Below are 23,136 nucleotides of genomic sequence, written 5' to 3'. Positions count from 1 at the left end.
GTCATCCCGGCCGGTATATATAGGAATTAAGGATTAAATATTTAGATTTCAACATGATTTATTTTCATAAAATTTGAACGTGACATTTTTGAGGCAGCAACAGTCCATACAAAAAAGCCCCGGAAAAGTGACTTTCCGGGGCGGCGTTTTTCAAATATTGATGCGGTGGATCAGAAGGCCCAGCGGAGCTTGGCGGAGGCGCTCTGGCTGTTGAAATCCTCGCGGACTTCCAGATCATAGTTGACGCTGAGGGTCATGGTATCGGTCAGCTTGGCATCCAGCCCAAGGCCGCCATGGCCAATCCACGGGCTGGGATCGATCCCTTGCGTGGTGAAGTTGGCGCCCGGCGCTCCGGCAAAGGCAGAGGTAATACTGGCCCGGTCATTGATCATGTCATAGGACACACCCGCATTGGCCGTCAGGGTGACCCGGTCAGTCAGGTCCTGCTCGAACCCGGTTTCCAGTGTCACCAGAAACGCACTGGTGCGGTTGTCATCAACCCGCAGGTTCAGCGCCCCTGCCCCGCTTTCGCGGTAGGACTGGTCATGGATCCGGGTGTAATCGGCGCGGAGGCCCGGTGTCAGGCGGGTGCCTTCCGCAATATCAAGGCGGTGCGTGACGCCCGCGCCCACATGGCCGCTCCAACTGTTGTAATCTGCCTTGGCTGATTGCCCCATGAAGCCAATATGGCGGCTGCCGTCATTCTGATGCAGCCCCATATCCGCCTGCAGATCAAGCTGGGTCGCACCGGTCAGGGCGTAAGCGCCATAGGCTGTCAGCTGATAACTGTCCACGCTCATATTTTGCGGGGCCACGTTGGAGTTGCCGTCCACATTGCTGTTGGCATAGGAAAAGGCAAGCCCAAGGCGGGTGCTGTCCGCCACCTCGGCATCGGCGCCAAAGACCATGCCATAGCTGGTGGCGCTATAGCCGGAGACACCGCTCCTGTCGGACTGATCTGTCCAACTGCCGAACGGCTTGGCCCAGAAATGACGATCCTCCAGCAGGGCTTCGCCGCTGGACTGCCCCCCTTGCCCGCCAAGCCGGGCCTGAACGCTCTGGCTGGTGCCGCGGATGGTGCCGCCAATCACCCGCGACGGACCACCATGATGGGCTGGCAGCATCTGGCTGGCCGCATCCGAAACCTGTTTACGGTTGCCAAGGGTGCCAAGCTGGCCAATGACCCGGTCCATCTCGGGGTTGCCACTGGTCCCATTGCTGACAAAGCGGTCAATCAAATCGTCCATCACCCGGGCCGCGCCGCCCGCCGGAAGGTTGCCCTCGCCGCGGGTTGCCCCACTGACGGTTCCGCCCATGGTGGAGGGGTCTTCCGGCTCTGTCGGATCAACGGGAGCCGGGGGAAGAGTCACGCTTAGGTCTACCGTATTGCCATCGCGGGTCGCCTCGAAATCGAACAGGTAGGAAGTGTCGGTGACCGTAAAGCTGTTGGCGCCGACAAGGGTTCCCGCCGTGAGGATATCGGACAGGGCATCCCCCTCCAGCAGGGTATTGCCCGTGCTGACATCCACAATGATCTTCATGTCATTGCCCACGGTGGCCGTGCCTGTTACCTCCAGTTGGCCATAGTCGGCGGCGCTGTTGGCTCCGACCTGCAGCGCCCCCGTCTGGGTGTAATCCCCGCGGATCATGGCCCGGGTTCCGGCGGGCACCACGATAATACCGGCATTGGCGACCCCGCTTGATGCAAAGGTGCCGCTCTGTATTGAGCCGCTGGAACTGGCCTGATCGTTCAGGATGAGGGTGGCGCCATCCTCCACGGTGACGCCGCGAACAAAGAAGGCATTTTCAGTGGTGAATTCACTTCCGGAGGCAAGGACCAGCATGGCCTGACCAGCCATCACATCGCCGACAAGCCGGGCTTCGGTACCGCGGATGGTGATGTCATCCGCATAGCCATCGACCCACAGGCTGAAATTGCTGCCGGAAACGACGCCCTCATTCTCGATCTTGCCAACCGTTGAACTGCTGGTGATTTTGATGCCGAAATCGGCGCTTGACCCCTCGTCGGAAATGCTTCCCGTATTGACGATCCCGCCTGCAACCGTTGCCCCGGCAACATAAACCCCCGTTGTGATGGTCCCGCTATTTTCCACAGCGCCAACGGAAGTGCTGCCTTCAAGGGAAATCCCGTATCCGCCCATGGTTGAGGAGTTGATGGTTCCCGCATTTCGAAGGGTCCCCCCAATGGTAGAGCCAACAAGTTTGATACCGGACCCCTTTTGGGTAATGGTCCCCGTATTGATCAAGTCGCCATGCAGGTTGGAGGCATCTAAAAACTCAACCCCCGCATTCATGGTACCACTGTTGTAAATATCACCTTCGATCGTTGTCCCACCTTGCAGCCGAATCCCAAGGCCTGTGCTTTGGGACACATTGATGGTCCCTGTATTAACAAGGGATTTTTTCACAAGAGCCGAATTCGCCATAATGCCATTTGTGGTGCCAGTAATTGTGCCATTGTTAATAATGGAGCCTTCTGCAACTTTAGATAAAAAGATTGCAGAATTGATAGGAGGTGCCAAGCTGTTGATAATACCGTCATTCTGGATACAGCCATAAGATGGATTTGCCGAAATTGCCATCAACCCCTTTTCCAATACTCCCGTTGCCGTAATATGAAGGGATGCCCCGGTAGGAGTGGAAAAAGTCGAGGTTTTTGTATCCGAGATTACCATTGTTGGGGTACAGGAATAGGAAGGGGTCGCGTTTGCCTGGGTATGGGAAAGAGGCAACGACGACAGGGCGCCCAGAATGGCAAGGGCGCTGACGGTGGATTTAGCCATGCGGCGGTTTTTGTGCATCATTTCGAGGCTCTCAGTGCTGTTTTCGCATCATGTTCCGGGTGTCGTAATGCCAGTCTGGAACGATACGCCATCTGTCCCCACCTGAAGGCTTCTGCCAGTAATCCACCCCTGTTACGGTCCGTCAATTTTGATTGAACAACCCAATATTTCGTGAAGTTTGATCATATTTTAGGTAAATATTCTATAGAAAAAAGGGTTTAACCCTTATGATGTAACTGGGGTGCCCCGAAAATATCTGTTCCGGGGCGGCGTTTTTCACATATTGATGCGGTGGATCAGAAGGCCCAGCGGAGCGAAGGCCTCTGATTTGTCAGGCAGGATCAGTCAGGTGGTCGGAAACCTTGTTGAAGGCTGGTGCGTTAGCCTGTCTTTTGTTCCCCTTCATCGGTGAACAGGGATGGCAGGGCTTTCGATAGTTCGAACAGGGCCAGTTCAAGCTCAAGGATCAGGGGCGCAACAAGGGCTTGCGGTGTTTGGGTTTCCTCGATTTCAATTTCAACATTTTTCGCATGGGCGGCCAGCCGTTTCATGCCGGTATTCGCCGCCAGCCCGGCGATGTCGTGGCTGATCATGACAATTTCGGACGTTGGCAAATCCTCTGAGCGGAGACGGGCCGCGTCTTTTTGCAGGTTGCGGCGGATGGAATGAATAAGTGCCCTGCCCGCCCGGTTGTTCATCATGTCCAACAGGTTACCAAGGACGGAAAGGTCAATGACATCGCCCAATTGTCCCTCGGTTCCTGTGTCAGCATCCTGTCTTTTTTTTGTCGACGCCCCAAGATAGGTATTCAGAACGGCGCGCAACTCGTTCTGGACAATGGGCTTGGTCAGGGTGTCCTGCATTCCGGCAGCGGCATATTGATCGATCTGGGAAGGATAGACATTGGCCGTCAGTGCCAGAATGGGCAGGTCACTGGCGGCAGGCACAATGGATCGGATGGCCTTTGTTGCCTCCACCCCGTCCATGACGGGCATCTGAATATCCATGAAAACAAGATCATAGCCGGCGGGGTTCTCCTGGATTTTCTCAACCGCCGCCATGCCATCATTGACCACAACCACTGAATGCCCATCCATTTTCAGCATTTCGCGAATGATCATCTGGTTGGTGTTGTTATCTTCTGCCACCAGAATGGATTTTGGCGGGATCGGGTTGTTGGCGACCGGGCTTTCCGTATCCACATGCTGCCGTTCCGAGGCGGTTCGGACCTCTACGGAGAACTTGAAGACGGACCCGGTTCCGACCGTGCTTTCAACCGTGATGGTCCCGCCCAGCATCCGGGCCAGTTCCTCTGAAATGCTAAGGCCAAGGCCGGACCCGCCGCCATCATTGATGCCCGCATCAGACTTGCAGAAATCCTCAAAAATGGCCTCAAGGTCAGTTTCGGGAATTCCCGGTCCGGTATCGACAATTTCAAACAACAGGCGATACCGATCCTCGGCAATCTGGTGAATCCGGGCCAGAATGGACACCGTCCCCATTTCCGTAAATTTGACCGCATTGGATACCAGATTGAACAGGATCTGCTGGATATGATTATAGTCCCCGTGCAGGCGTTCATCCTCTGGCCCGATGAACCGGTAATCGAAATTGATCCCTTTCCTCTTGGCCTGTGCACTGAAAGTCGCGTGCACATCCCGGACAAGGTTGCTGACGGTGAAATCCTCGTCCAGTTGCTCGACTGTCTTGTTTTCAATTTTTGTAAATTCAAGCACCTGGTTGATCAGGTTCAGCAAGTAAAACCCTGACTTGCGGGCGGAGGCCAGTTTCTGCGCCACATCCGCCGGCAGGTTTTCCTTTTCCACCAGTTGCAGGATACCAAGGACGGAATTTAACGGTGTGCGGATTTCATGGGACATGCCGGTCAGAAACTTGGTCTTGGCCTCGTTCGCTGTTCGGGCCATGTTTTCCGCCCGGTAATTTTCCCGGCTCTGGCGCAGCAACAATGTATTTTCGCGTCGCAATTCCAGATTTTGGCGTTTCAGGGGATACATCCGATAGGCCGCAAAGGCAATGAGCAGCCCGACAAGGAAAAGGGCCCCCGCCACCTGATAGGACAGATACGGGTACGGGCCCGTGGCCAGCCCTGATGACGGAACAACAGAGATTGAAAAGGTTTGGCCATAGACTTCTGTGGTGCGGGTATGGGGCCCCTCGTCCGGCTTGGCAGCGGCATAAAGCGGATCTTCATAAATGGTGGTATCGTTCATGTGAACGGAAATGCCAAGCCGCCCCGCCCCCTCCCAGTGCTTTTCGAGCAGGTTGGACAGCCATTTGTCGGTGCGATACACGGCAATGATCATGCCATCAAAACCGGACTGGGTGTAAACAGGCAGATAGGAAATAATGCCTTTCCCGCCCTGTACCAGATTGATGGGTTGGGACAGGGTGGGAAATTCACTGAGGCGGGCATTTTCAAGGGCTTCGCGCCGCCGCTTTTCAAACTTCACATTCAGCCCGACGGCAGCCTCATTCCCTTGCAGGGGGGCCACCCAGCGGATGACAAAATCCGGGTCGGCCCACTCGATCGCCTGCAATCCGGGAATATCCCGGACATAGTTTTCAGCATCCCTGATAAATTCGCGCTCTTTCAGGCCGCCATTGGTTTCCCACCGGCTGACCATGCGTTTCAATGCCGGAATACCGCTTTCAAGATCCAGCTTGATCAGGGTGCCAACCGACCCGGCCTCAGCTTCCATCCGGCTTTGGGCCTGTTGCCGATATCCGTTTTCCAGATAGGACCAGCAAGCGATGGAGAGACCGGTAAAGGCGAGAATGATCAGGATGGGTGTCAGCCTCGCCATAGTAGCACGCGTTTCCTCTGTCATGTCTGATCCTTGCAGTGATGACCGTTTGCGCCAATACCACCTTAGTCTAATTTAGTATATCAATAAAGATATTATTTGGTGTAACCCCGAACCCCCATAAAAAAAGGGGCGACCCTGAGGCCGCCCCGTGTGCTTTTTGCCGAACTGTCCTGAATTATTTCAGGATGGACCGCCCGGCATATTCCGCTGCAGTGCCCAGCATTTCCTCGATACGGATAAGCTGGTTGTACTTGGCCAACCGGTCGGAACGGGCAAGGCTGCCTGTCTTGATCTGACCGCAGTTGGTGGCAACGGCCAGATCGGCAATGGTGGCATCTTCGGTTTCACCGGAGCGGTGAGACATGACGGCGGTATAGCCAGCCTTATGGGCCATTTCGACAGCTTCCAGTGTTTCTGTCAGGCTGCCGATCTGGTTCACCTTGACCAGAATGGAGTTGCCGACGCCCTGCTGGATACCGTCCGCAAGACGGGCCGGGTTGGTAACGAACAGGTCATCACCGACGAGCTGAACCTTGTCGCCAATCCGGTCGGTCAGCAGCTTCCAGCCATCCCAGTCATCTTCGGACATGCCATCCTCGATGGAGATGATCGGGTAGTCGTTGACCAGTTCAGCGTAATACTCAACCATTTCCTCGGCGGACAGAACCTTGCCCTCGCCTTTCAGGTTGTATTTACCGTCGCTGTAAAATTCAGTGGATGCCGCATCCAGTGCCAGATAGATATCCTCGCCCGGTTTGTAGCCGGCGGCTTCGATGGATTTCATGATGAAATCAAGGGCGTCACGGGTACCGCCGATATTCGGGGCAAAGCCGCCCTCGTCACCCACATTGGTGTTGTGACCGGCGTCGGAAAGCTGTTTCTTCAGGGTGTGGAACACCTCGGCGCCCATGCGAATGGCTTCACGAATATTGCTGGCGGAAACCGGCATGATCATGAATTCCTGAATATCAATGGGGTTGTCCGCATGTTCGCCACCATTGATGATGTTCATCATGGGAACCGGCAACGTGCGGGCAGACGCCCCGCCAACATACCGATAAAGCGGCAGGCCCGTATCATCGGCTGCGGCCTTGGCAACGGCCAGACTGACACCCAGAATGGCGTTGGCACCAAGGCGCGCCTTGTTCGGGGTTCCATCCAGTTCCATCATGACCCGGTCGATGGCGATCTGGTCGTCCGCATCCATACCGGCGATGGCGTCAAAGATTTCACCATTGACGGCTTCAACGGCTTTCAGGACGCCCTTGCCTTTGTAACGGTCCCCACCATCCCGCAGTTCAACAGCTTCATGAGCGCCGGTTGAGGCACCGGAAGGAACAGCGGCGCGACCAATGACACCGGATTCCAGGATAACGTCAACTTCAACCGTTGGATTGCCGCGACTGTCCAGAATTTCGCGACCGATAATATCAAGAATTGCACTCATGTTAGATTTCCCGTCAATCAATCTATTAGGTGGGGGGGATCAAAGGCTTTTTGCCAGACGGTCAAAAGCCTGAAGGTCTGTCAGAAGTTTTTCCAGTTGCTGGATCGGGACCATGTTCGGCCCGTCAGAGGGCGCATTGTCCGGGTCTTCGTGGGTTTCCATAAAGACCATGGCGACCCCGACGGACACCGCGGCGCGGGCCAGAACCGGAACGAATTCCCGCTGACCGCCCGATGTGGTTCCCTGCCCGCCCGGCTGCTGCACGGAATGGGTCGCATCAAAGACAACCGGCAATCCGGTTTCTGCCATGATCGGCAGGCCGCGCATGTCACTGACCAGCGTGTTATAGCCAAAGCTGGCGCCGCGCTCGGTCAGGAGAACCTGGTCATTGCCACTTTCAATCAGTTTGTTGGCGACATTTTTCATGTCCCAAGGGGCAAGGAATTGCCCCTTTTTCACATTGACGACCTTCCCGGTTTTGGCCGCCGCGATCAGAAGATCGGTCTGGCGGCACAAAAAGGCCGGGATTTGCAGGACGTCAATAACCGTGGCCAGTTCGGCGCACTGATAGGGTTCGTGCACATCGGTCAGGACGGGAATATCAAATTCCTTGCGGATACGTTCGAAAACCGGAAGCGTGGCTTCCAGACCCAATCCCCGCTTGGTGCTGATCGATGTGCGGTTGGCCTTGTCGAATGAGGATTTGTAGACAAGCCCCATTCCCAGTTTTTGTGTCATTTCGTGAAGGCGTCCGGCCATGTCCATGGCATGATCTTCACTTTCCATCTGGCACGGTCCGGCGATAATTGCCAGCGGCAGGTCATTCCCGACCTCGAAGTTGCCGATTTTGACACGCTTGGGAATAGTCATCTTCAAATCCTTATCATCACGCCCCTAGACCAGCCGGGACTTGTCGAGGGCTGCTTTTACAAAACTCTTGAACAGCGGGTGTGGGTCAAACGGCTTGGATTTCAGTTCCGGATGGAACTGTACGCCGATGAACCACGGATGCTCAGGAATCTCGACAATTTCCGGCAGATCACCCTGCGGAGACAGACCGGAGAACTTATAGCCCACATTTTCGAGAATATCCCGATAGGCGATATTGACCTCGTAACGGTGGCGATGGCGTTCCTGTACCTGTTTGGCACCATAGATTTCATACGCCTTCGTGCCTTCCAGAAGGTCACACGGATAAGAACCAAGACGCATGGTTCCGCCAAGATCACCCTCGGCGCTGCGTGTCTCGGTTTCATTGCCCCGTGTCCATTCGGTCATCAGGCCGACAACATTGGGATCGGAACTGCCAAATTCGGATGTCCCCGCGTTGGGCAGGCCCGCCAGATGACGGCAGCCTTCAATCACGGCCATTTGCATGCCGTAACAAATTCCGAAGAAGGGAATTTTGTGCTCACGGGCATACTGGACGGCCTTGATCTTGCCTTCCGCGCCGCGTTCGCCAAAACCACCGGGCACCAGAATGGCGTGAATGCCCTGCATCCGGCTGGCGATATCCGTGTCTTCTTTTTCGAAAACCTCGGATTCCATCCAATCGATATTGACCTTCACCTTGTGGGCGATGCCGCCATGATAAAGGGACTCGGTCAGGGATTTGTAGGCATCCTGCAATTCGATATATTTACCGACAACGGCAATATTGACCTCGCCTTCCGGGTGAAGGACACGATCAACGATATCTTCCCAGGTCGACAGGTCCGGTTCCGGCGCATCGGTGATCCCGAATGCCTTCAGGACCTGAACGTCGAACCCTTCCTTGTGATAGCTGAGCGGCACCTCGTAAATGGTGCGAACGTCAAGGGCGGGAATGACCGCCTCGGTCGGGACGTTACAGAACTGACCGATCTTGGCGCGCTGACCATCGGGGATCGGTTGCTCGCTCCGGCACAGAAGGATATCCGGCTGAATACCGATAGAGCGCAGTTCCTTCACGGAATGCTGTGTCGGCTTTGTTTTCAGTTCCCCTGCCGCCGCGATATACGGAATCAGGGTCAGGTGAATGAAAATGGCGTCATTGCGAAGCTCGTAGCCAAGCTGGCGGATGGCTTCCATGAACGGCAGGCTTTCAATATCGCCAACGGTGCCGCCGATCTCGACAAGGACGAAATCCTCATCCTCAATATCGGAGGTGGCAAATTCCTTGATCGCGTTGGTGATATGCGGAATGACCTGAACCGTCGCACCCAGGTAATCCCCGCGGCGTTCCTTGCGGATCACCGTCTGGTAGATTCGGCCTGTGGTAACGTTGTCTGTCTGTTTGGACGCCACGCCGGTAAAACGCTCATAGTGACCGAGGTCGAGGTCCGTTTCTGCCCCGTCATCGGTAACGTAACATTCCCCGTGTTCGTAGGGATTCATAGTGCCGGGATCGACATTGATATATGGGTCCAGCTTCCTCATGCGGACTTTATAGCCACGGGCCTGCAGCAGGGACGCAAGCGCTGCCCCGGCAAGACCTTTGCCTAGAGAGGAAACCACACCACCGGTAATGAAAATAAACCGAGCCATGGAATTACACTATAACCAAACTTTATTTTGACGTGAAGTAAAAGAGGCGGCAATTCTGCCGCCTCACGATTTTTTTTGCTGCCTCTTAGTTGGAGAGAGGAGCCGAAGGTTCTGCTGGTGCAGCGGGAGCCGCAGGCGCCGTTTCCGTCGCGGGCGTATCCAGGATTGAAGTCGGGGCGGAATGGCTTCCACTCAGGATTGCAAGAATGATGCTTGTCACCATGAAAGCAGCCGCCAGAATGGCCGTTGTCCGGGTCAGCAGGTTTGCTGCGCCCCGGCCGGTCATGACACCGCCACCACCGCCACCACCGATGCCAAGGGCACCGCCTTCGGACCGCTGCAGCAGAACCACACCGATCAGAAAGATCGCGATCAACACATGAATGACCAGCAGTATTGTTTCCATGATCCTAATTATCCCGAACATAGAACGGCATTGCCGCTCGAATTTATCAGCAGAGTTGAGGGGCGTTCTACACTACATCCTCATGGATTGCCAGACCTAAATCCGGTTTTTCACCAACCGGATTAGAGGCCTGTTTCAACGATTGGCCAGAAATCCGCAGCCTTCAGGCTGGCACCGCCAACAAGGCCGCCATTGACATTTTCAAGGGCCATCAATTCCGCTGCATTGCTGCCCTTGACGGACCCACCGTAAAGAATACGCATGGCGTCGGAGGCGTCGGCCTTGCCCGCAAGGGTGCTGCGGATATGAGCGTGAACCTCAGCCACATCGGCCGGGGTTGGCGTCTTGCCGGTTCCAATGGCCCAGACAGGTTCATAGGCAACAACCGTATTGGCGGCTGTGGCCCCGGACGGAAGGGAGTGCGTGACCTGCTCTGCGATGACATCAAGGGTCCGGCCCTGCTCCCGCTCATCCAAGGTTTCGCCGACGCAAACAACCGCGATCAGACCGGCGCGAAGCGCGGCCTCGGCCTTTGCCTTGACGGTGTCATTGCTTTCGCCGTGATCCGTGCGCCGTTCGGAATGCCCGACCAGGCAATAGGTTGCCCCGGCATCCTTCAGCATTTCCGCAGAAATATCACCGGTATGCGCTCCGCTTTCATTGGCATGGCAATCCTGTCCGCCAATGGCAACGCCGGACCCTTCGGCCAGGGTGGCCATTTCCCGAACCAGTGTGGCCGGCGGGCAAATCAGGACGTCACAGGCGGCAGGTGCAACGGCTTTCATCCGTTCAACAAGGGCCGTCAGTTCGGCGGCTGATTCACGGGCCAGCCCGTTCATTTTCCAGTTGCCGGCGATCAGGGGAGTTACGGATTTGCTCATTGTTCACCTCGGGTTGGACTAGTTTGATCGTGTGAGACGTGAATTTCCGCCCATATGCCATCTTTTGCCAAAGAAAGATAGGGGTATCTCAAATTCCATGTTGCCCCCGCCGGTCCCCTCCTCCTATCATGTCGCACCGCTGTGGGGGGGCTTTTCCATGGCGACGAGGTTTAAAAACGACAAATTAACTGATGGTATACTATGCTTCACGCAATGCGTAAGGGAGCCAGCGGATGGCTCGCAAAAGGACTTTTAATTCTGTTGGTCGCAAGTTTTGCGGTGTGGGGAATTGGAAGTGACATGCTTGGCAGCTCGGTCGGCAGCGATGTGATCGAGGTGGGCGACAAAACTGTTACCATCGGCGAATTTCAACGGGAATACCAACGCAATGTGAACCTGTGGTCACAGCGTTTGCAGACCCAGCTTTCCGCAGATCAGGCCCGCCAGTTCGGCCTGCCGCAAATGACAATCCAGACCCTTCAGTCCCGCCTTCTGGTCGAGGTTCGCGCCAATCAGCTGAACCTTGGACTTGGCGATGGGGCGGTTCTGGATGACATCCGCAATGGTCCGACCTTCCGCAATGAACTGGGGCAGTTCGACCGCTTCATGTTCCAGCAGGTCCTGCGCCAGAACGGTTACAGCGAAAATGAATATGTGGAAATCCTGCGCAACGAACTGAAAGGCCAGCAACTGGTGCAAAGCCTGACAGTTCCGGGTGGCACCGCCCCGGCCGTGCTGACCGACACCATTTTCGGTTATCAGGCGGAACAGCGCCGCGCCGCCTATGTGGAAGTTCTGGATGCAACCATCCATGATGTCCCCGCCCCGACAGACGAGCAACTTGCTGCCTATGTTACGGAAAACCCCGGCCCGTTCACGGCCCCGGAATACCGCAAAGCCGTATACCTGTCTGTGTCCGCAGCCGACTTTATCGGTCAGGTTGAGGTAACCGACGAGGAATTGCAGGCGGAATATGATGGACGGACCAGTGAATTCCAGACCCCGGAACACCGCGCCATCCAGCAGATGATCTTCGAAACCGAAGACGCCGCCAAGGCAGCACAGGCCCGCATCACCGAGGGCGCCGCCTTTGATGTTGTGGCTCAGGAAGACCTGCAACTGTCCGCCAGCGACATCGATCTTGGCAAGGTTACCAAAACGGACCTGCTGGACGAATTGCAGGCCCCTGTTTTTGCCCTGACAGCCAACGAGGTTTCCGCACCGATCAAGACGGTTCTTGGCTGGCACCTTGTCAAGGTAACCAACATTGAACCCGCCGCGACACAGTCTCTGGACGATGTAAAGGACCAGTTGAAGCAGGATATCGCCCTTCGCCTCGGTGCTGATCTGGCCTATGAGCGTTCCACGGCGCTGATGGACGTCTTCGCTGGCGGTGCCTCCGTTGAGGAAGCGGCCGAGGCAGTTGGTGCCACCGCTGTCACCACAGACTGGATCGACCGCACCGGCAAGGGCATTGATGGCAAGGCCACCGATGGTCTTCCCGCCCCGGCCCAGTTCCTGGGTGAGTTGTTTGCCAAATCCGTTGGCGACGAAACCCACCTGACCGAAGCCCAGAACGGCACCTATTACGCCGTTGCCGTGACCGAGGTTCGGGACGCGGAACTGAAGGAACTGGATGCGGTTCGCGAACAGGCAACCGCTGCGTGGCAAGCTGACTGGCGCCACAAGCAGGCCAAGACCATTGCCGATGGCATTCTGGAAAAAGCCAAGCAGGGCACCCTGCTGGCCACCCTGTCTTCTGATCAGGTTTCAAGCCTGCGCACCAGCGATGCAATCCGTCGCAGCGGTCCGGCTGGCGGCCTGACACCGGACGTTCAGGAAACCCTGTTCACCCTGAAAGACGGTGAATTCGCTGTTGGTGAAAACACAACGGGGACCGGCTATATTGTCTATGGTGTTGACAGCGTCATTGCCGCCGATGCGGACAAGGATGCCGTTCTTGCCGACACCATGAGCCAGCAGATCGGGCAATCCCTGCAGCAGGACCTGCTGTCCCAGTATGAAACCTATCTTGAAAAAGAAATCGGGGTTTCCGTAAAAACCAACCTTATTCAGGAATATCTTTAAGCCATGACCATTCTGCCGGCGTTTTCCGACTTCCGCGACGCATACGATCAAGGAAAGTCTCAAATTCTCTGGACGACACTGGTGGCAGATCTGGAAACGCCTGTTTCCGCCATGATGAAACTGGCGGAAGGAAAGGCCAATTCGTTTCTTCTGGAATCTGTCGAAGGGGGAGCCGTTCGGGGGCGCTATTCCATCATTGGAATGAAGCCGGACCTGATCTGGCGGTGTGATGGCAAACAGGCCCGGATCAACCGGACAGCCCGGTTCGACCCGGAAGCCTTTATCGCCTGCGACAAGCCGGTTCTGGACAGCCTTCAGGACCTGATTGACGAAAGCCATATCGACCTGCCCCCGCACCTGCCGCCCATGGCCGCAGGACTGGTCGGGTATATGTCCTATGATACGGTTCGCCTGATGGAGCATATCCCGGACAGCAACCCGAAGGATCTGGACCTGCCGGACGGCATGTTCATCCGCCCGACCGTGATGGCCATTTTTGACAGCATTCTGGATCTGGTCACCATCGTGACGCCGGTCTGGTATGGCGACGGTCGCTCTGCCCAGACGGCCTATAACCACGCGGCGGAACGCCTGTCCGATGCGGTCAACGATTTCACGCGCAGTTTGCCGCATGGCACATCTGCGGATGCCTCGCTTGGCGATCTGCCGGAGCCGGTCTCCAACACCACCAAGGATGAATATTTCGCCATGGTGGAGAAGGCCAAGGAATATATCCGCGCCGGTGACATCTTCCAGGTGGTTCCCAGCCAGCGGTTCGAGATGCCGTTCGAGTTGCCGTCCCTGTCCCTGTACCGGGCCTTGCGGCGGACCAACCCCTCCCCGTTCATGTATTACCTGAATTTCGGGGATTTTTCTGTGGTCGGGTCCAGCCCGGAAATTCTGGTTCGGCTGCGCGACGAGAAAGTCACCATCCGGCCCATCGCCGGCACCCGCCCGCGCGGCGCAACCCCGGCCGAGGACAAGGCTTTGGCCGAGGACCTTTTAAGCGATCCCAAGGAACTGGCAGAGCATCTGATGCTGCTGGACCTCGGGCGGAACGATGTGGGCCGCGTTGCCCGGATTGGTTCCGTCACCGTGACCGAGAAAATGACCATCGAGAACTATTCCCACGTCATGCATATCGTGTCCAACGTGGAAGGCCAGATCGAGGACGGCCTGACAGCCATCGATGCCCTGAAGGCCGGTTTCCCGGCGGGGACCGTCTCCGGCGCACCAAAGGTCCGGGCCATGGAAATCATTGATGAGCTGGAAAAGTCCAAGCGCGGCATCTATGCCGGTGCGGTCGGGTATTTCTCGGCCAACGGTTCCATGGATACCTGTATTGCCCTTCGGACCGCTGTGGTGAAGGACGGCAAGGTCTATATTCAGGCCGGGGGCGGTGTTGTCGCCGACAGCGACCCGGAATCAGAATATCAGGAAACCGTCAACAAGGCGAAGGCCCTTGTCCGGGCCGCACAGGAAGCAGTTCGCTTCGCATCGGAGCGCGGCGGCAACCGTTAGCCGCGCGCGCCCTTTCCTTCCGGCGCCAGGGCCGCACTGATCGGGACCAGAACAAACCCGTTCGCAGCGGCCTTGGGCAGCCACTCTCTCAACGCCTCAATCGTTGCCTTGTGCGGATGACCAATGGCAATGGACAGCCCGTTCCGGCGGGCAAGGCGCTCCGCCTCCTCCAACTGGCTGAGGATAGCCGGAACCTCGATCACGTTATCAATGAAGACATCGCGAACGCCGGTTGGCATCCCGCGGGCCGCCGCCAACCGTGCCCCGGCCGAATTGGGGGTCGTCCTGCTGTCAAGGAACAGCATGCCCCGCTCGGCCAGAATATCCATGACCACGCGCATATTGTCTTCGTTAGCGGTGAATTTGCTGCCCATATGGTTGTTGACCCCGACATAACTGCCAAACCGGTCCAGATTGCGCACTGTACGCTCCCGGATTTCGGCGGGGCTCAAGCGATCCAGCAGGGCATCCGGTCCCGGATCAACCGACGCGTTTGACGGTTCCATGGGCAGGTGCAGCATGGCCTCATGCCCTTCGGACCGGATCAGGGCCACGCTATCCTCCAGATGGTTGGCGTAAGGCAGGAACGCCATTGTCACCACCTCAGGCAAGGCCGCCAGATCGCGCACCCGTTGCCGGTTCAGGCCCACATCATCAATCACGATGGCAATGCGCGGCTGACCGTTCGCCGGAACAGCCGCAGCAGCATAGCGCCGCCATGTGGGAAGCCCGCCTTCCAAACCAGTGGCGGGCGGTGTTTTTACCGCAGGCGGCAGGCTCGCCACCTTCTCTTGCCCCTTCTGGGTAGAGGCCAAATCCGGTTCAGGCGCGGGTTTTTCCGGCTCGGGGGAATAGAGTTCCCTGTCCGCCGGGCGGTAAGGCTGATACCCCTTTTCTGGCTGGGCAGGAGTGGTCGGCGGAACAGCGGCCGCCAGCGGGGTACCGTCTGCCACCTTCCCGTCAGCGCTACCATTATTCTTGACCACGCCGCCGATCAGCATGCCGCCGGCAAGACTGACCACCAGAACCGCGCCGCAAAACACTGTCAAACGAACCGGGGACGCCAGCAGATTTTCTGTCCAGTGGGCAGAGGCGTTTTCAGCCTTCTTCCCTGATCTTTTTTTTCCGGCCTGCCTGTTTTTGCCGGTGGATTTCCGTGTCATGGGTCCGCGCTTCATTGTATGCTTGCAAAAGGGTACTGACCCGGTTCTACGACATGGTGCCGTATGTTTCCACCAGAATACAGATTTTTACGGAGCATGTCGCCGGTTCGGGGAGGTTGGGATATTTTGGCAGACGTGCGGAAATTCACAAAATGTGGACTTGACGCCTGCGAAAAACAATAGAAACTAGCGTTAACCCGAGGGTTCAGGAAGATTTCCCGCCTGAATTTAATGTGATTTATAAACATAACCTGACAAGACATTGAAAATGATAACGTTAATCGACAATTATGACAGCTTTACATACAATCTTGTCCATTTTTTGGGCGAGCTTGGGGCCAAGGTAAAAGTTTACCGCAATAACGTTATCACGCCGGATCAGGTGCTGGCCGAAAAGCCGGAGGGCATTGTCCTGTCTCCGGGGCCGTGCGATCCCGACAAGGCGGGGATTTGCCTCGCCATGGTAAAGAAGGCCGCCACGACCAACCTTCCCCTTCTCGGTGTGTGTCTCGGTCACCAGACCATCGGTCAGTCATTTGGGGGCAAGGTCATTCGCGCCCCCGAAATGATGCATGGCAAGACCTCGCCCATCCAGCATACGGGTCAGGGCGTCTTCAAGGGCCTGCCACAAGGTTTTACGGCCACCCGGTATCATTCCCTGATCGTGGAGCGGTCCTCCCTGCCCGATTGTCTTGAAATCACTGCGGAAACCGAGGATGGCATCATCATGGGCCTGCAGCACAAGACCCTGCCTATACAGGGGGTTCAGTTCCACCCGGAAAGCATTGCCTCTGAACATGGTCATGCGCTGCTGAAAAACTTCCTCGATATGACAGGAACAACCGACAAGGCGGCGGCATAATGGGCGGAATGCTGGACTTCAAGGCCCTGATTGCAAAAATCGCAGCCGGGGAAACCCTTGATATCGATCAGGCGAAACGGGCCTTTAATATCATTCTTTCCGGCGATGCGACCCCGTCCCAGATGGGGGCGTTCCTGATGGGATTGCACCTTCGCGGTGAAACCGTCGATGAACTGATCGGTGGGGTGTCGGTACTCCGGGAAAAGGCGAAATATATCACCGCCCCGGAAGGCGCCATCGACGTGGTGGGAACCGGCGGCGATGGTCACGGCACCCTTAACATCTCGACCGCTGCGGCTTTCGTTGTGGCCGGGGCTGGCGTTCCTGTCGCCAAACATGGCAACAAGGCCGCCTCTTCCCGATCCGGTACGGCAGACGTTCAGGCGGTCCTCGGCATCAATACGGAATGCGACCTGTCCCTGACGGAAAAAGCCGTTCATGAGGCCGGGATCGGCTTCATGGTCGCCTATCGTCATCACGGGGCCATGCGCCATGTGGGACCGACCCGGGTGGAGCTGGGGATCCGAACCATCTTCAACCTGCTGGGCGTCATGTCCAACCCCGCCGCCGTCAAACGGCAACTGACCGGGGTTTATGACCGCCGCTGGATGCGCCCCATGGCGGAAACCCTGAAAGAACTGGGGTCGGAACATGTGTGGATCATGCATGGATCGGACGGGCTCGACGAACTGACCACCACCGGCCCCTCCTATGTGGTGGAGATGAAACACGGAACCATCACGGAATTCGAAATCACGCCGGAACAGTTCGGGCTTGAGCGGGTTCCGCTGGCGGCGCTGAAAGGCGGCACACCAGAGGAAAACGCCCGTCATCTTGAAGCCCTTCTGGATGGCAAGACCGGCCCCTATCGCGATGTCACCCTGCTGAATGCGGGGGCGGCCATCCTGATCGGCGGAAAGTGCGACACGGTTGAGGAAGGCATCCGCCTTGCCGCAGACTCCATTGACAGCGGCCGCGCGCGGCACGCCATGGAAGAGTTGAAACGTATTACAAATATGAGTATCCCGAACCAATGAGTATTCTTGCCAAAATCTGCGACGACAAGCGCGTTCATATCGAAAAATGCAAGACAGAGCGCAGCTTTGAAGATCTGGACACCCTCGCGAAAGAGGCCACGGCACCGCGCGGATTTATCGCTGCCCTTCGTCAGGCCCGCGCCGAAGGCCGCTATGGCCTGATCGCCGAGGTCAAGAAGGCCTCTCCGTCCAAGGGATTGATCCGCGCTGATTTCGATCCGGCGAAACTGGCAAAAGCCTATGAGGATGGCGGGGCAACCTGTATGTCCGTCCTGACCGATATTCCGTATTTTCAGGGTGCGGACGAATATCTGGTCGCGGCCCGGAGCGCCGTTTCCCTGCCCACCCTTCGCAAGGATTTCATGCTGGACCCCTATCAGGTGGTCGAGGCCCGCGCCCTTGGGGCGGACTGCATCCTGCTGATCATGGCGGCCCTGTCCGATGAACAGGCCATTGAGCTGGAACAGGCGGCCCACCAGTATGGCATGGATGTCCTGATCGAGGTTCACGACGCCGAGGAACTGGAGCGTACCTCTGTCCTTAAAAGTCCGCTGATCGGGATCAACAACCGCAACCTGAAGACCCTTGAGGTGGATATCGCCACCACCGAGGCCCTGTCGAAAGGGCTGCCAGCGGATTGCCTGCCCGTCAGTGAAAGCGGCCTGTACACACCAGAAGACCTGCAACGGATGGAAAAGGCCGGTTGTGGCTGTTTCCTTGTGGGTGAAAGCCTGATGCGGCAGGACGATGTGGCCGAGGCGGTTCGCGCCCTTCTCAAGCGCAACTGACAGGAGGCGGCATGACCGGTTTCACGCATTTTGATGACAAGGGCGCGGCCCATATGGTGGATGTGGGCGCCAAGGACGTTACCGAACGCAGTGCCACTGCCACGGCCCGTGTCCTGATGAAGCCGGAAACCCTGACGCTGATCGAACAGGGACAAGCCAAAAAAGGCGATGTTCTGGGGGTTGCCCGCTTGGCCGGGATCATGGCCGCCAAGAAAACGCCGGACCTGATCCCCTTGTGTCACCCGCTGGCCCTGACCAATGTCACGGTAGAATTTTCCGTGGATCGGGAGGCCAGCGCCATCGACATTTTCGCCACCTGCAAGTTGCGCGGCAAAACCGGTGTCGAGATGGAAGCCCTGACCGCCGCGTCAGTGGCGGGCCTGACCATTTATGACATGTGCAAGGCCGTGGACAAGGGCATGCAAATCACCGGAACCCGTCTTCTTGAAAAGACCGGTGGCAAGTCAGGAACCTATCAGGCATCATGATTTCCGTTGAAGAAGCCCGCAAAAATATCCTGTCCGCCCTCTCTCCCCTCACCTCTGAAACTGTCAGTATATCAGAGGCTTGCGGGCGTTACCTGAGTGAGAACATCACCCCGAGACGAACCCAGCCCCCGGCAGATTTATCGGCCATGGACGGCTATGCGGTGCGGGCGGCGGATGTTCAAACGGTTCCCGTCACCCTGAATGTGGTGGGCGAAGCACCTGCCGGGGGCAGTTACGACAGCCCCTTGGGCGCCGGACAGGCCGTGCGGATTTTTACCGGCGGTCCGCTGCCCGAAGGGGCCGACGCCATCGTCATTCAGGAAGACACCACCCGCGAGGGGGACCGGGTTACCGTGCTGGAAGGTGTAGCGTCGGGGCGGTATGTCCGCAAAAAAGGTCTCGACTTTACCGAGGGGCAAACCGGACTGGCGGCCGGCCGGAAACTCACGCCCCGGGATATCGGTCTTCTGGCGGCCATGAATGTGCCGTGGGTGTCCGTCTATCGCAAGCCCCGCATTGCCCTGCTGGCCACAGGCGACGAATTGGTCCGCCCTGGCGAGCCGGTCGGCCCGAACCAGATCATTTCCTCGAACACTCTGCTGGTGGCGGCCATGATCGAACAGGCAGGCGGAATTGCGATTGATCTGGGCATTGCCAAGGATAATGAACAATCCTTGCGCCAGATGGCAGCCGGGGCCCGCTCCGCCGATATGCTGGTTACACTTGGCGGGGCCTCCGTCGGGGATCATGATCTGGTCCAGTCCATCCTTGGCAAGGAAGGCCTGCAAATCGACTTCTGGCGGATTGCCATGCGCCCCGGAAAGCCCCTGATGTTTGGGGACCTAAACGGTATTCCCATGCTGGGGATGCCGGGAAATCCGGTCTCCAGCATGATGTGCAGCTATCTGTTCCTGCTTCCCGCCATGCTGGCCATGCTGGGGCAACCGCCCCGCCTGCCGAAAACAACCCCGGCCATTCTTGGCAACCCGCTGAATGAAAATGACCGGCGCGAGGATTACCTGCGCGCCCGCATCACCGGCCAGAAGACCGGCATCCCCGTGATCGAGACAGTCCCCAATCAGGACAGCTCCCTTCTGTCGGCCCTGTCGGGGGCGGATTGCCTGTTGAAACGGCCGCCCTTTGCACCGGCCCTGTCCGAAGGGGCAGCTGTGGAGGTTATCCTGCTGGATACGGATTTTCCGCCCTGCTAGGGGCGGTTTTTATGCAGATTCCGGGTTGACCCTAAAGGAGAACTTTTGTAGAACATACATAATGTTTTTGTTTTGTTCTCGAGGCGGGGTCGATGCTAACCAAGAAGCAACATGAACTTCTCATGTATATTCACACCTATCTGGAAAAGAAGGGTGTGTGCCCGTCCTTTGATGAAATGAAAGAGGCGCTGGACCTGAAATCCAAGTCGGGAATTCACCGGCTTATCACCGGCCTGACAGAACGGGGTTTTATCCGCCGCCTGCCCCACCGGGCACGAGCGCTGGAAATCCTGAAACTGCCGGATGCGGTTCTGCCTACCGGAATTACCAAGCGTCACCATCCTGCCGCCGACGGGGGTGAATTTAACGTGGTTCAGGCGGATTTCTCCAATAATCCCCACGCCCATGCTCATGGCCCGTCTCATGGGGAAACCGGGGACGGTGCGGCGTCTGCGCGCCCCCCTTCCTCTCCTGCGGAAACCAGCATTACCCTGCCGCTTTATGGGCGCATTGCCGCCGGTACGGCCATTGAGGCGCTGCGCGATCCCACCAGTTTTGTGGATGTTCCGCCGACCATGCTGGCATCCGGGGACCATTATTGCCTTGAGGTTGCCGGGGATTCCATGATTGATGCAGGTATTCACGACGGCGATACGGTCATTATCCGCGAAGGCAAAACTGCCGAAAACGGCTCCATCGTTGTGGCCCTGATCGATGATCAGGAAGTGACCCTGAAACGGTTACGCCGCAAGGGCAGCACCATCGCACTTGAAGCCGCAAATCCCGATTATGAAACCCGCATTTTTGGGCCGGACCGCATCAAGGTTCAGGGGCAACTGGTCGGCTTGTTCCGGAAATACTGATCCCGGTACAGGCCCCCTCTCCCGGCTTCTGAGGGCATCGGTTCCATATGGGGCGACCGGATATCCAGTATCATGAAGAATATGCCCCTGCCATATTGGTGGGGGCTTTTTTTTAACCTGATGGTTGGCCTTTTGCGCGGTCCAGAAAGCGCTCCGGCACCCAGGGTCTGTTGCCGCGGACTGAATTGACGCTTTCCACCCGGATGCGCCCGTCTTGTTGAAGATAAACGGCATGGGTTCCCCCCCGCCACAGGTCAAACCGGTCAATCACAAGCGCCGGACTGCGGCACCTGCCGGTCACGGGCTGCCGACTCAGGACCAGATGGGCCCGATCACAATCCTGTTCAATCCCCATCCAGGTATCGGGAAAGGCGATGGTCCGCTCAAATCCGGTAAAGACACATCCATCCCGGTCACAGGAAAAAGGCCCATCAGTTGCCGCCGTCCCGATTTTTGTGAAACGGTCCTGTCCGTAATAGATTTGCCAGCGTTCCCGCTCGAACCGGTCGGCCCGCAAGGTGGGAACGAAAAAACCCCCGTCCCGGTCCCGAACCAGATACAGGTTTCCGGATTCTGCAAACAGGATATCCGGCTTCTCCGCCAGCAGGAACAAGGCCGCCAAGGGAACGGCACAAAGGGCCATCCACCGCACAGTGCCCCGCCACAATACAAACCAGAGGATGCCCAGAACCAAAGTGACAAGCGTTCCCGTAGGAAACAGGGGAAGCGACAGCACTGCCCCCGGCACACCGCTTGCGAAATGGGCGGTTTCAAGGACGGCGTGAATGCCAAGGCCCGCCATTTCCAGAAAGAACGGGATGTCGCCAAAGGGAAGCGCCAACAGGGATAACAGGGTCCACGGCATGATCCACAGCCCCATCAGCGGCACCGCCACCAGATTGGACAGCACACCGGCGCCGGAAACCTGCCCAAAATTATACAGGGCAAACAGGGCCGTTGCGCCGCTGGCAACAAGCGACGTGAACAACACCCCCACCAGATAGAGAGCCGCCCCCCTGAGCGGAGAGCCAATCCCAGCCCGGACGCGGATCCCGTGACCGAACCGTTCATAAAGCACAATCAGCGCGAATACGGCTGAAAAGGACATCTGGAAACTGGCCCCCAGCAGGCTTTCCGGCCGGATCGCCAAAATCAGGATCGCCGCCATGGTCAGGTTTCGAAGGGACAGCGCCGTCCTGTCAAAACAGATCGCCAGAAACATCAGGCCCACCATGATAAACGCCCGCACGGCAGACACGGACATCCCACTGATAAAAAGATAGCCCGCCATGCCCACAAGGGCACATAGGGCAGCCGCTTTCTTGATCGGGAAATTCAGGGCCAGCCGAGGCCAAAGGCTCCCCAGCAGGCGCAGGGAAAAGAAGATCAGCCCCCCGACCATGCCCATATGCAGTCCTGAAATGGCCAAAAGATGGGCAAGACCCGACCGGCGCATGGCCTCAAGGTCGTCTTTCGACAGGCCCCCCTTGTCCCCGGTCATGATGGCCATGGCAAAGCCGGCGGTCTCCGGCGCGGCATTGCGGATCACATAATCATTGATCCGGTCTCGCGCCGCCGCCGAAAGGCGGCTCAGCCCAAAATGGTTCTGATCGCCCTGCCCCGCATCCGCCAGCACCTCCGGCACGCGGGTCAGGTAGCCAACCGCCCCAATCCCCTTGAAATAGAAATCGCGCTGAAAATCATAGGCCCCGGGATAGGTAGGCAAGGGCGGCGGCAACAAAACAGCCGTTGCCCGGATGGTCTGACCGGGGACAAGATGGCTGATATCCTGCCGGGCCGTCACCCTGACCTTTTCAGGCAGCGGTTTTGATGCGTCACCGTCACGGCTGCGATCGGGGGCGATGACAAGGCGCCGCCCACCCGTTCCGGCACTGATTTCAAGAAGGGTACCGGTGATGTCCGTATAGAGGCGTTTCTGAAGGACCGGTGCGGCGACCAGAGCCTGCCGGATCAGTGCCGCATCAAACCCGATGACCACCAGCAGCAAGGCGAGAATCCCCCCCTTGACCAAGGGGGTCCGACCGGCCAGCCCGTATAGCAGGATCAGGGGCAGCGGAAGCCCCAGCCACCAGAGTTCCGGTTGCCAGTCAAGCGAGAAATAAAGCCCGATTCCAGAGGCCATCAAAACCGGAAACCAGTGGAACCAACGCTTCCTGTCCGATTGCAATGCCGCAAGCATTCGCGAAAAGACTGTGCTACTAT

Annotated in this window: 17 protein-coding genes; 8 read left to right on the top strand and 9 right to left on the bottom strand. The window is 57.4% G+C overall.

Translation table 11 applies throughout. The features are described 5' to 3' along the window. Window positions 1-170: 170 nt before the first annotated feature. The 7 genes from FQB27_RS12075 to tpiA form a co-directional block, all read right to left on the bottom strand. The gene (locus FQB27_RS12075) at window positions 171-2,447 is read right to left on the bottom strand and encodes an autotransporter family protein (protein WP_169561288.1); all 2,277 of its coding nucleotides are present in this window, start codon (window positions 2,445-2,447) and stop codon (window positions 171-173) included. A 737-nt stretch (window positions 2,448-3,184) separates the two neighbouring features. Then, window positions 3,185-5,653 carry an ATP-binding protein gene (locus tag FQB27_RS12070; protein WP_169561287.1) on the bottom strand — a complete coding sequence of 823 codons (2,469 nt, stop codon included), beginning with the start codon at window positions 5,651-5,653 and terminating at the stop codon, window positions 3,185-3,187. Between the two features lie 154 nt (window positions 5,654-5,807). Further along, a complete protein-coding gene (eno, locus tag FQB27_RS12065) occupies window positions 5,808-7,079 on the bottom strand; it encodes a phosphopyruvate hydratase (protein ID WP_169561286.1) in 1,272 nt (423 codons plus the stop codon). Between the two features lie 39 nt (window positions 7,080-7,118). Continuing rightward, entirely contained in the window at window positions 7,119-7,949 is an 831-nt protein-coding gene (gene kdsA / locus FQB27_RS12060; protein WP_169561285.1) for a 3-deoxy-8-phosphooctulonate synthase, read from the bottom strand. Window positions 7,950-7,973: 24 nt separating this feature from the next. Continuing rightward, on the bottom strand, window positions 7,974-9,605 hold the full coding sequence (locus FQB27_RS12055; RefSeq protein ID WP_169561284.1) for a CTP synthase: 1,632 nt from the start codon (window positions 9,603-9,605) through the stop codon (window positions 7,974-7,976). 85 nt (window positions 9,606-9,690) lie between these two features. After that, complete coding sequence (gene secG / locus FQB27_RS12050; protein ID WP_169561283.1) at window positions 9,691-10,011, bottom strand: preprotein translocase subunit SecG; 321 nt, start codon at window positions 10,009-10,011, stop codon at window positions 9,691-9,693. 122 nt (window positions 10,012-10,133) lie between these two features. After that, on the bottom strand, window positions 10,134-10,892 hold the full coding sequence (gene tpiA / locus FQB27_RS12045; protein WP_169561282.1) for a triose-phosphate isomerase: 759 nt from the start codon (window positions 10,890-10,892) through the stop codon (window positions 10,134-10,136). A gap of 201 nt (window positions 10,893-11,093) precedes the next feature. On the opposite strand from tpiA, the gene FQB27_RS12040 reads away from it, so the two are divergent. Together FQB27_RS12040 and trpE are read left to right on the top strand one after the other, a co-directional pair. Then, on the top strand, window positions 11,094-12,980 hold the full coding sequence (locus FQB27_RS12040; protein WP_338090305.1) for a SurA N-terminal domain-containing protein: 1,887 nt from the start codon (window positions 11,094-11,096) through the stop codon (window positions 12,978-12,980). A gap of 3 nt (window positions 12,981-12,983) precedes the next feature. Beyond that, the gene (gene trpE / locus FQB27_RS12035) at window positions 12,984-14,501 is read left to right on the top strand and encodes an anthranilate synthase component I (RefSeq protein ID WP_169561280.1); all 1,518 of its coding nucleotides are present in this window, start codon (window positions 12,984-12,986) and stop codon (window positions 14,499-14,501) included. Here trpE and FQB27_RS12030 read toward each other — a convergent pair. Then, window positions 14,498-15,544 (bottom strand): divergent polysaccharide deacetylase family protein, encoded by a 1,047-nt coding sequence (locus tag FQB27_RS12030; protein WP_338090307.1) that lies wholly within the window; start codon window positions 15,542-15,544, stop codon window positions 14,498-14,500. The genes trpE and FQB27_RS12030 overlap by 4 nt on opposite strands. A gap of 388 nt (window positions 15,545-15,932) precedes the next feature. Between FQB27_RS12030 and FQB27_RS12025 the strand changes: the two genes are divergently transcribed. The 6 genes from FQB27_RS12025 (at window position 15,933) to lexA (ending at window position 20,913) form a co-directional block, all read left to right on the top strand. Continuing rightward, a complete protein-coding gene (locus FQB27_RS12025; protein WP_169561278.1) occupies window positions 15,933-16,526 on the top strand; it encodes an anthranilate synthase component II in 594 nt (197 codons plus the stop codon). Then, window positions 16,526-17,563, top strand: coding sequence for an anthranilate phosphoribosyltransferase (gene trpD / locus FQB27_RS12020; RefSeq protein WP_206374613.1), 1,038 nt, complete (start codon window positions 16,526-16,528; stop codon window positions 17,561-17,563). Before FQB27_RS12025 ends, trpD begins: the two co-directional genes overlap by 1 nt. Further along, complete coding sequence (gene trpC, locus FQB27_RS12015; RefSeq protein WP_169561277.1) at window positions 17,560-18,351, top strand: indole-3-glycerol phosphate synthase TrpC; 792 nt, start codon at window positions 17,560-17,562, stop codon at window positions 18,349-18,351. The genes trpD and trpC overlap by 4 nt, the downstream gene beginning before the upstream one ends. 11 nt (window positions 18,352-18,362) lie before the next feature. Continuing rightward, window positions 18,363-18,839 carry a cyclic pyranopterin monophosphate synthase MoaC gene (gene moaC / locus FQB27_RS12010; RefSeq protein WP_169561276.1) on the top strand — a complete coding sequence of 159 codons (477 nt, stop codon included), beginning with the start codon at window positions 18,363-18,365 and terminating at the stop codon, window positions 18,837-18,839. Beyond that, window positions 18,836-20,050: a molybdopterin molybdotransferase MoeA gene (locus FQB27_RS12005; RefSeq protein WP_169561275.1), complete on the top strand. Its 1,215-nt coding sequence runs from the start codon at window positions 18,836-18,838 to the stop codon at window positions 20,048-20,050. Before moaC ends, FQB27_RS12005 begins: the two co-directional genes overlap by 4 nt. 92 nt (window positions 20,051-20,142) lie before the next feature. Further along, a complete protein-coding gene (lexA, locus tag FQB27_RS12000) occupies window positions 20,143-20,913 on the top strand; it encodes a transcriptional repressor LexA (RefSeq protein WP_169561274.1) in 771 nt (256 codons plus the stop codon). Window positions 20,914-21,025: 112 nt separating this feature from the next. Here lexA and FQB27_RS11995 read toward each other — a convergent pair whose 3' ends face one another. Then, window positions 21,026-23,113: a ComEC/Rec2 family competence protein gene (locus FQB27_RS11995; RefSeq protein WP_169561273.1), complete on the bottom strand. Its 2,088-nt coding sequence runs from the start codon at window positions 23,111-23,113 to the stop codon at window positions 21,026-21,028. Between the last annotated feature and the right edge of the window lie 23 nt (window positions 23,114-23,136).

Origin of the sequence: Sneathiella chinensis (assembly GCF_012720115.1) — a bacterium.
In the GTDB taxonomy this organism is placed as follows: Bacteria; Pseudomonadota; Alphaproteobacteria; order Sneathiellales; family Sneathiellaceae; genus Sneathiella; species Sneathiella chinensis.
This window is presented reverse-complemented; position numbering and strand designations above follow the sequence as displayed.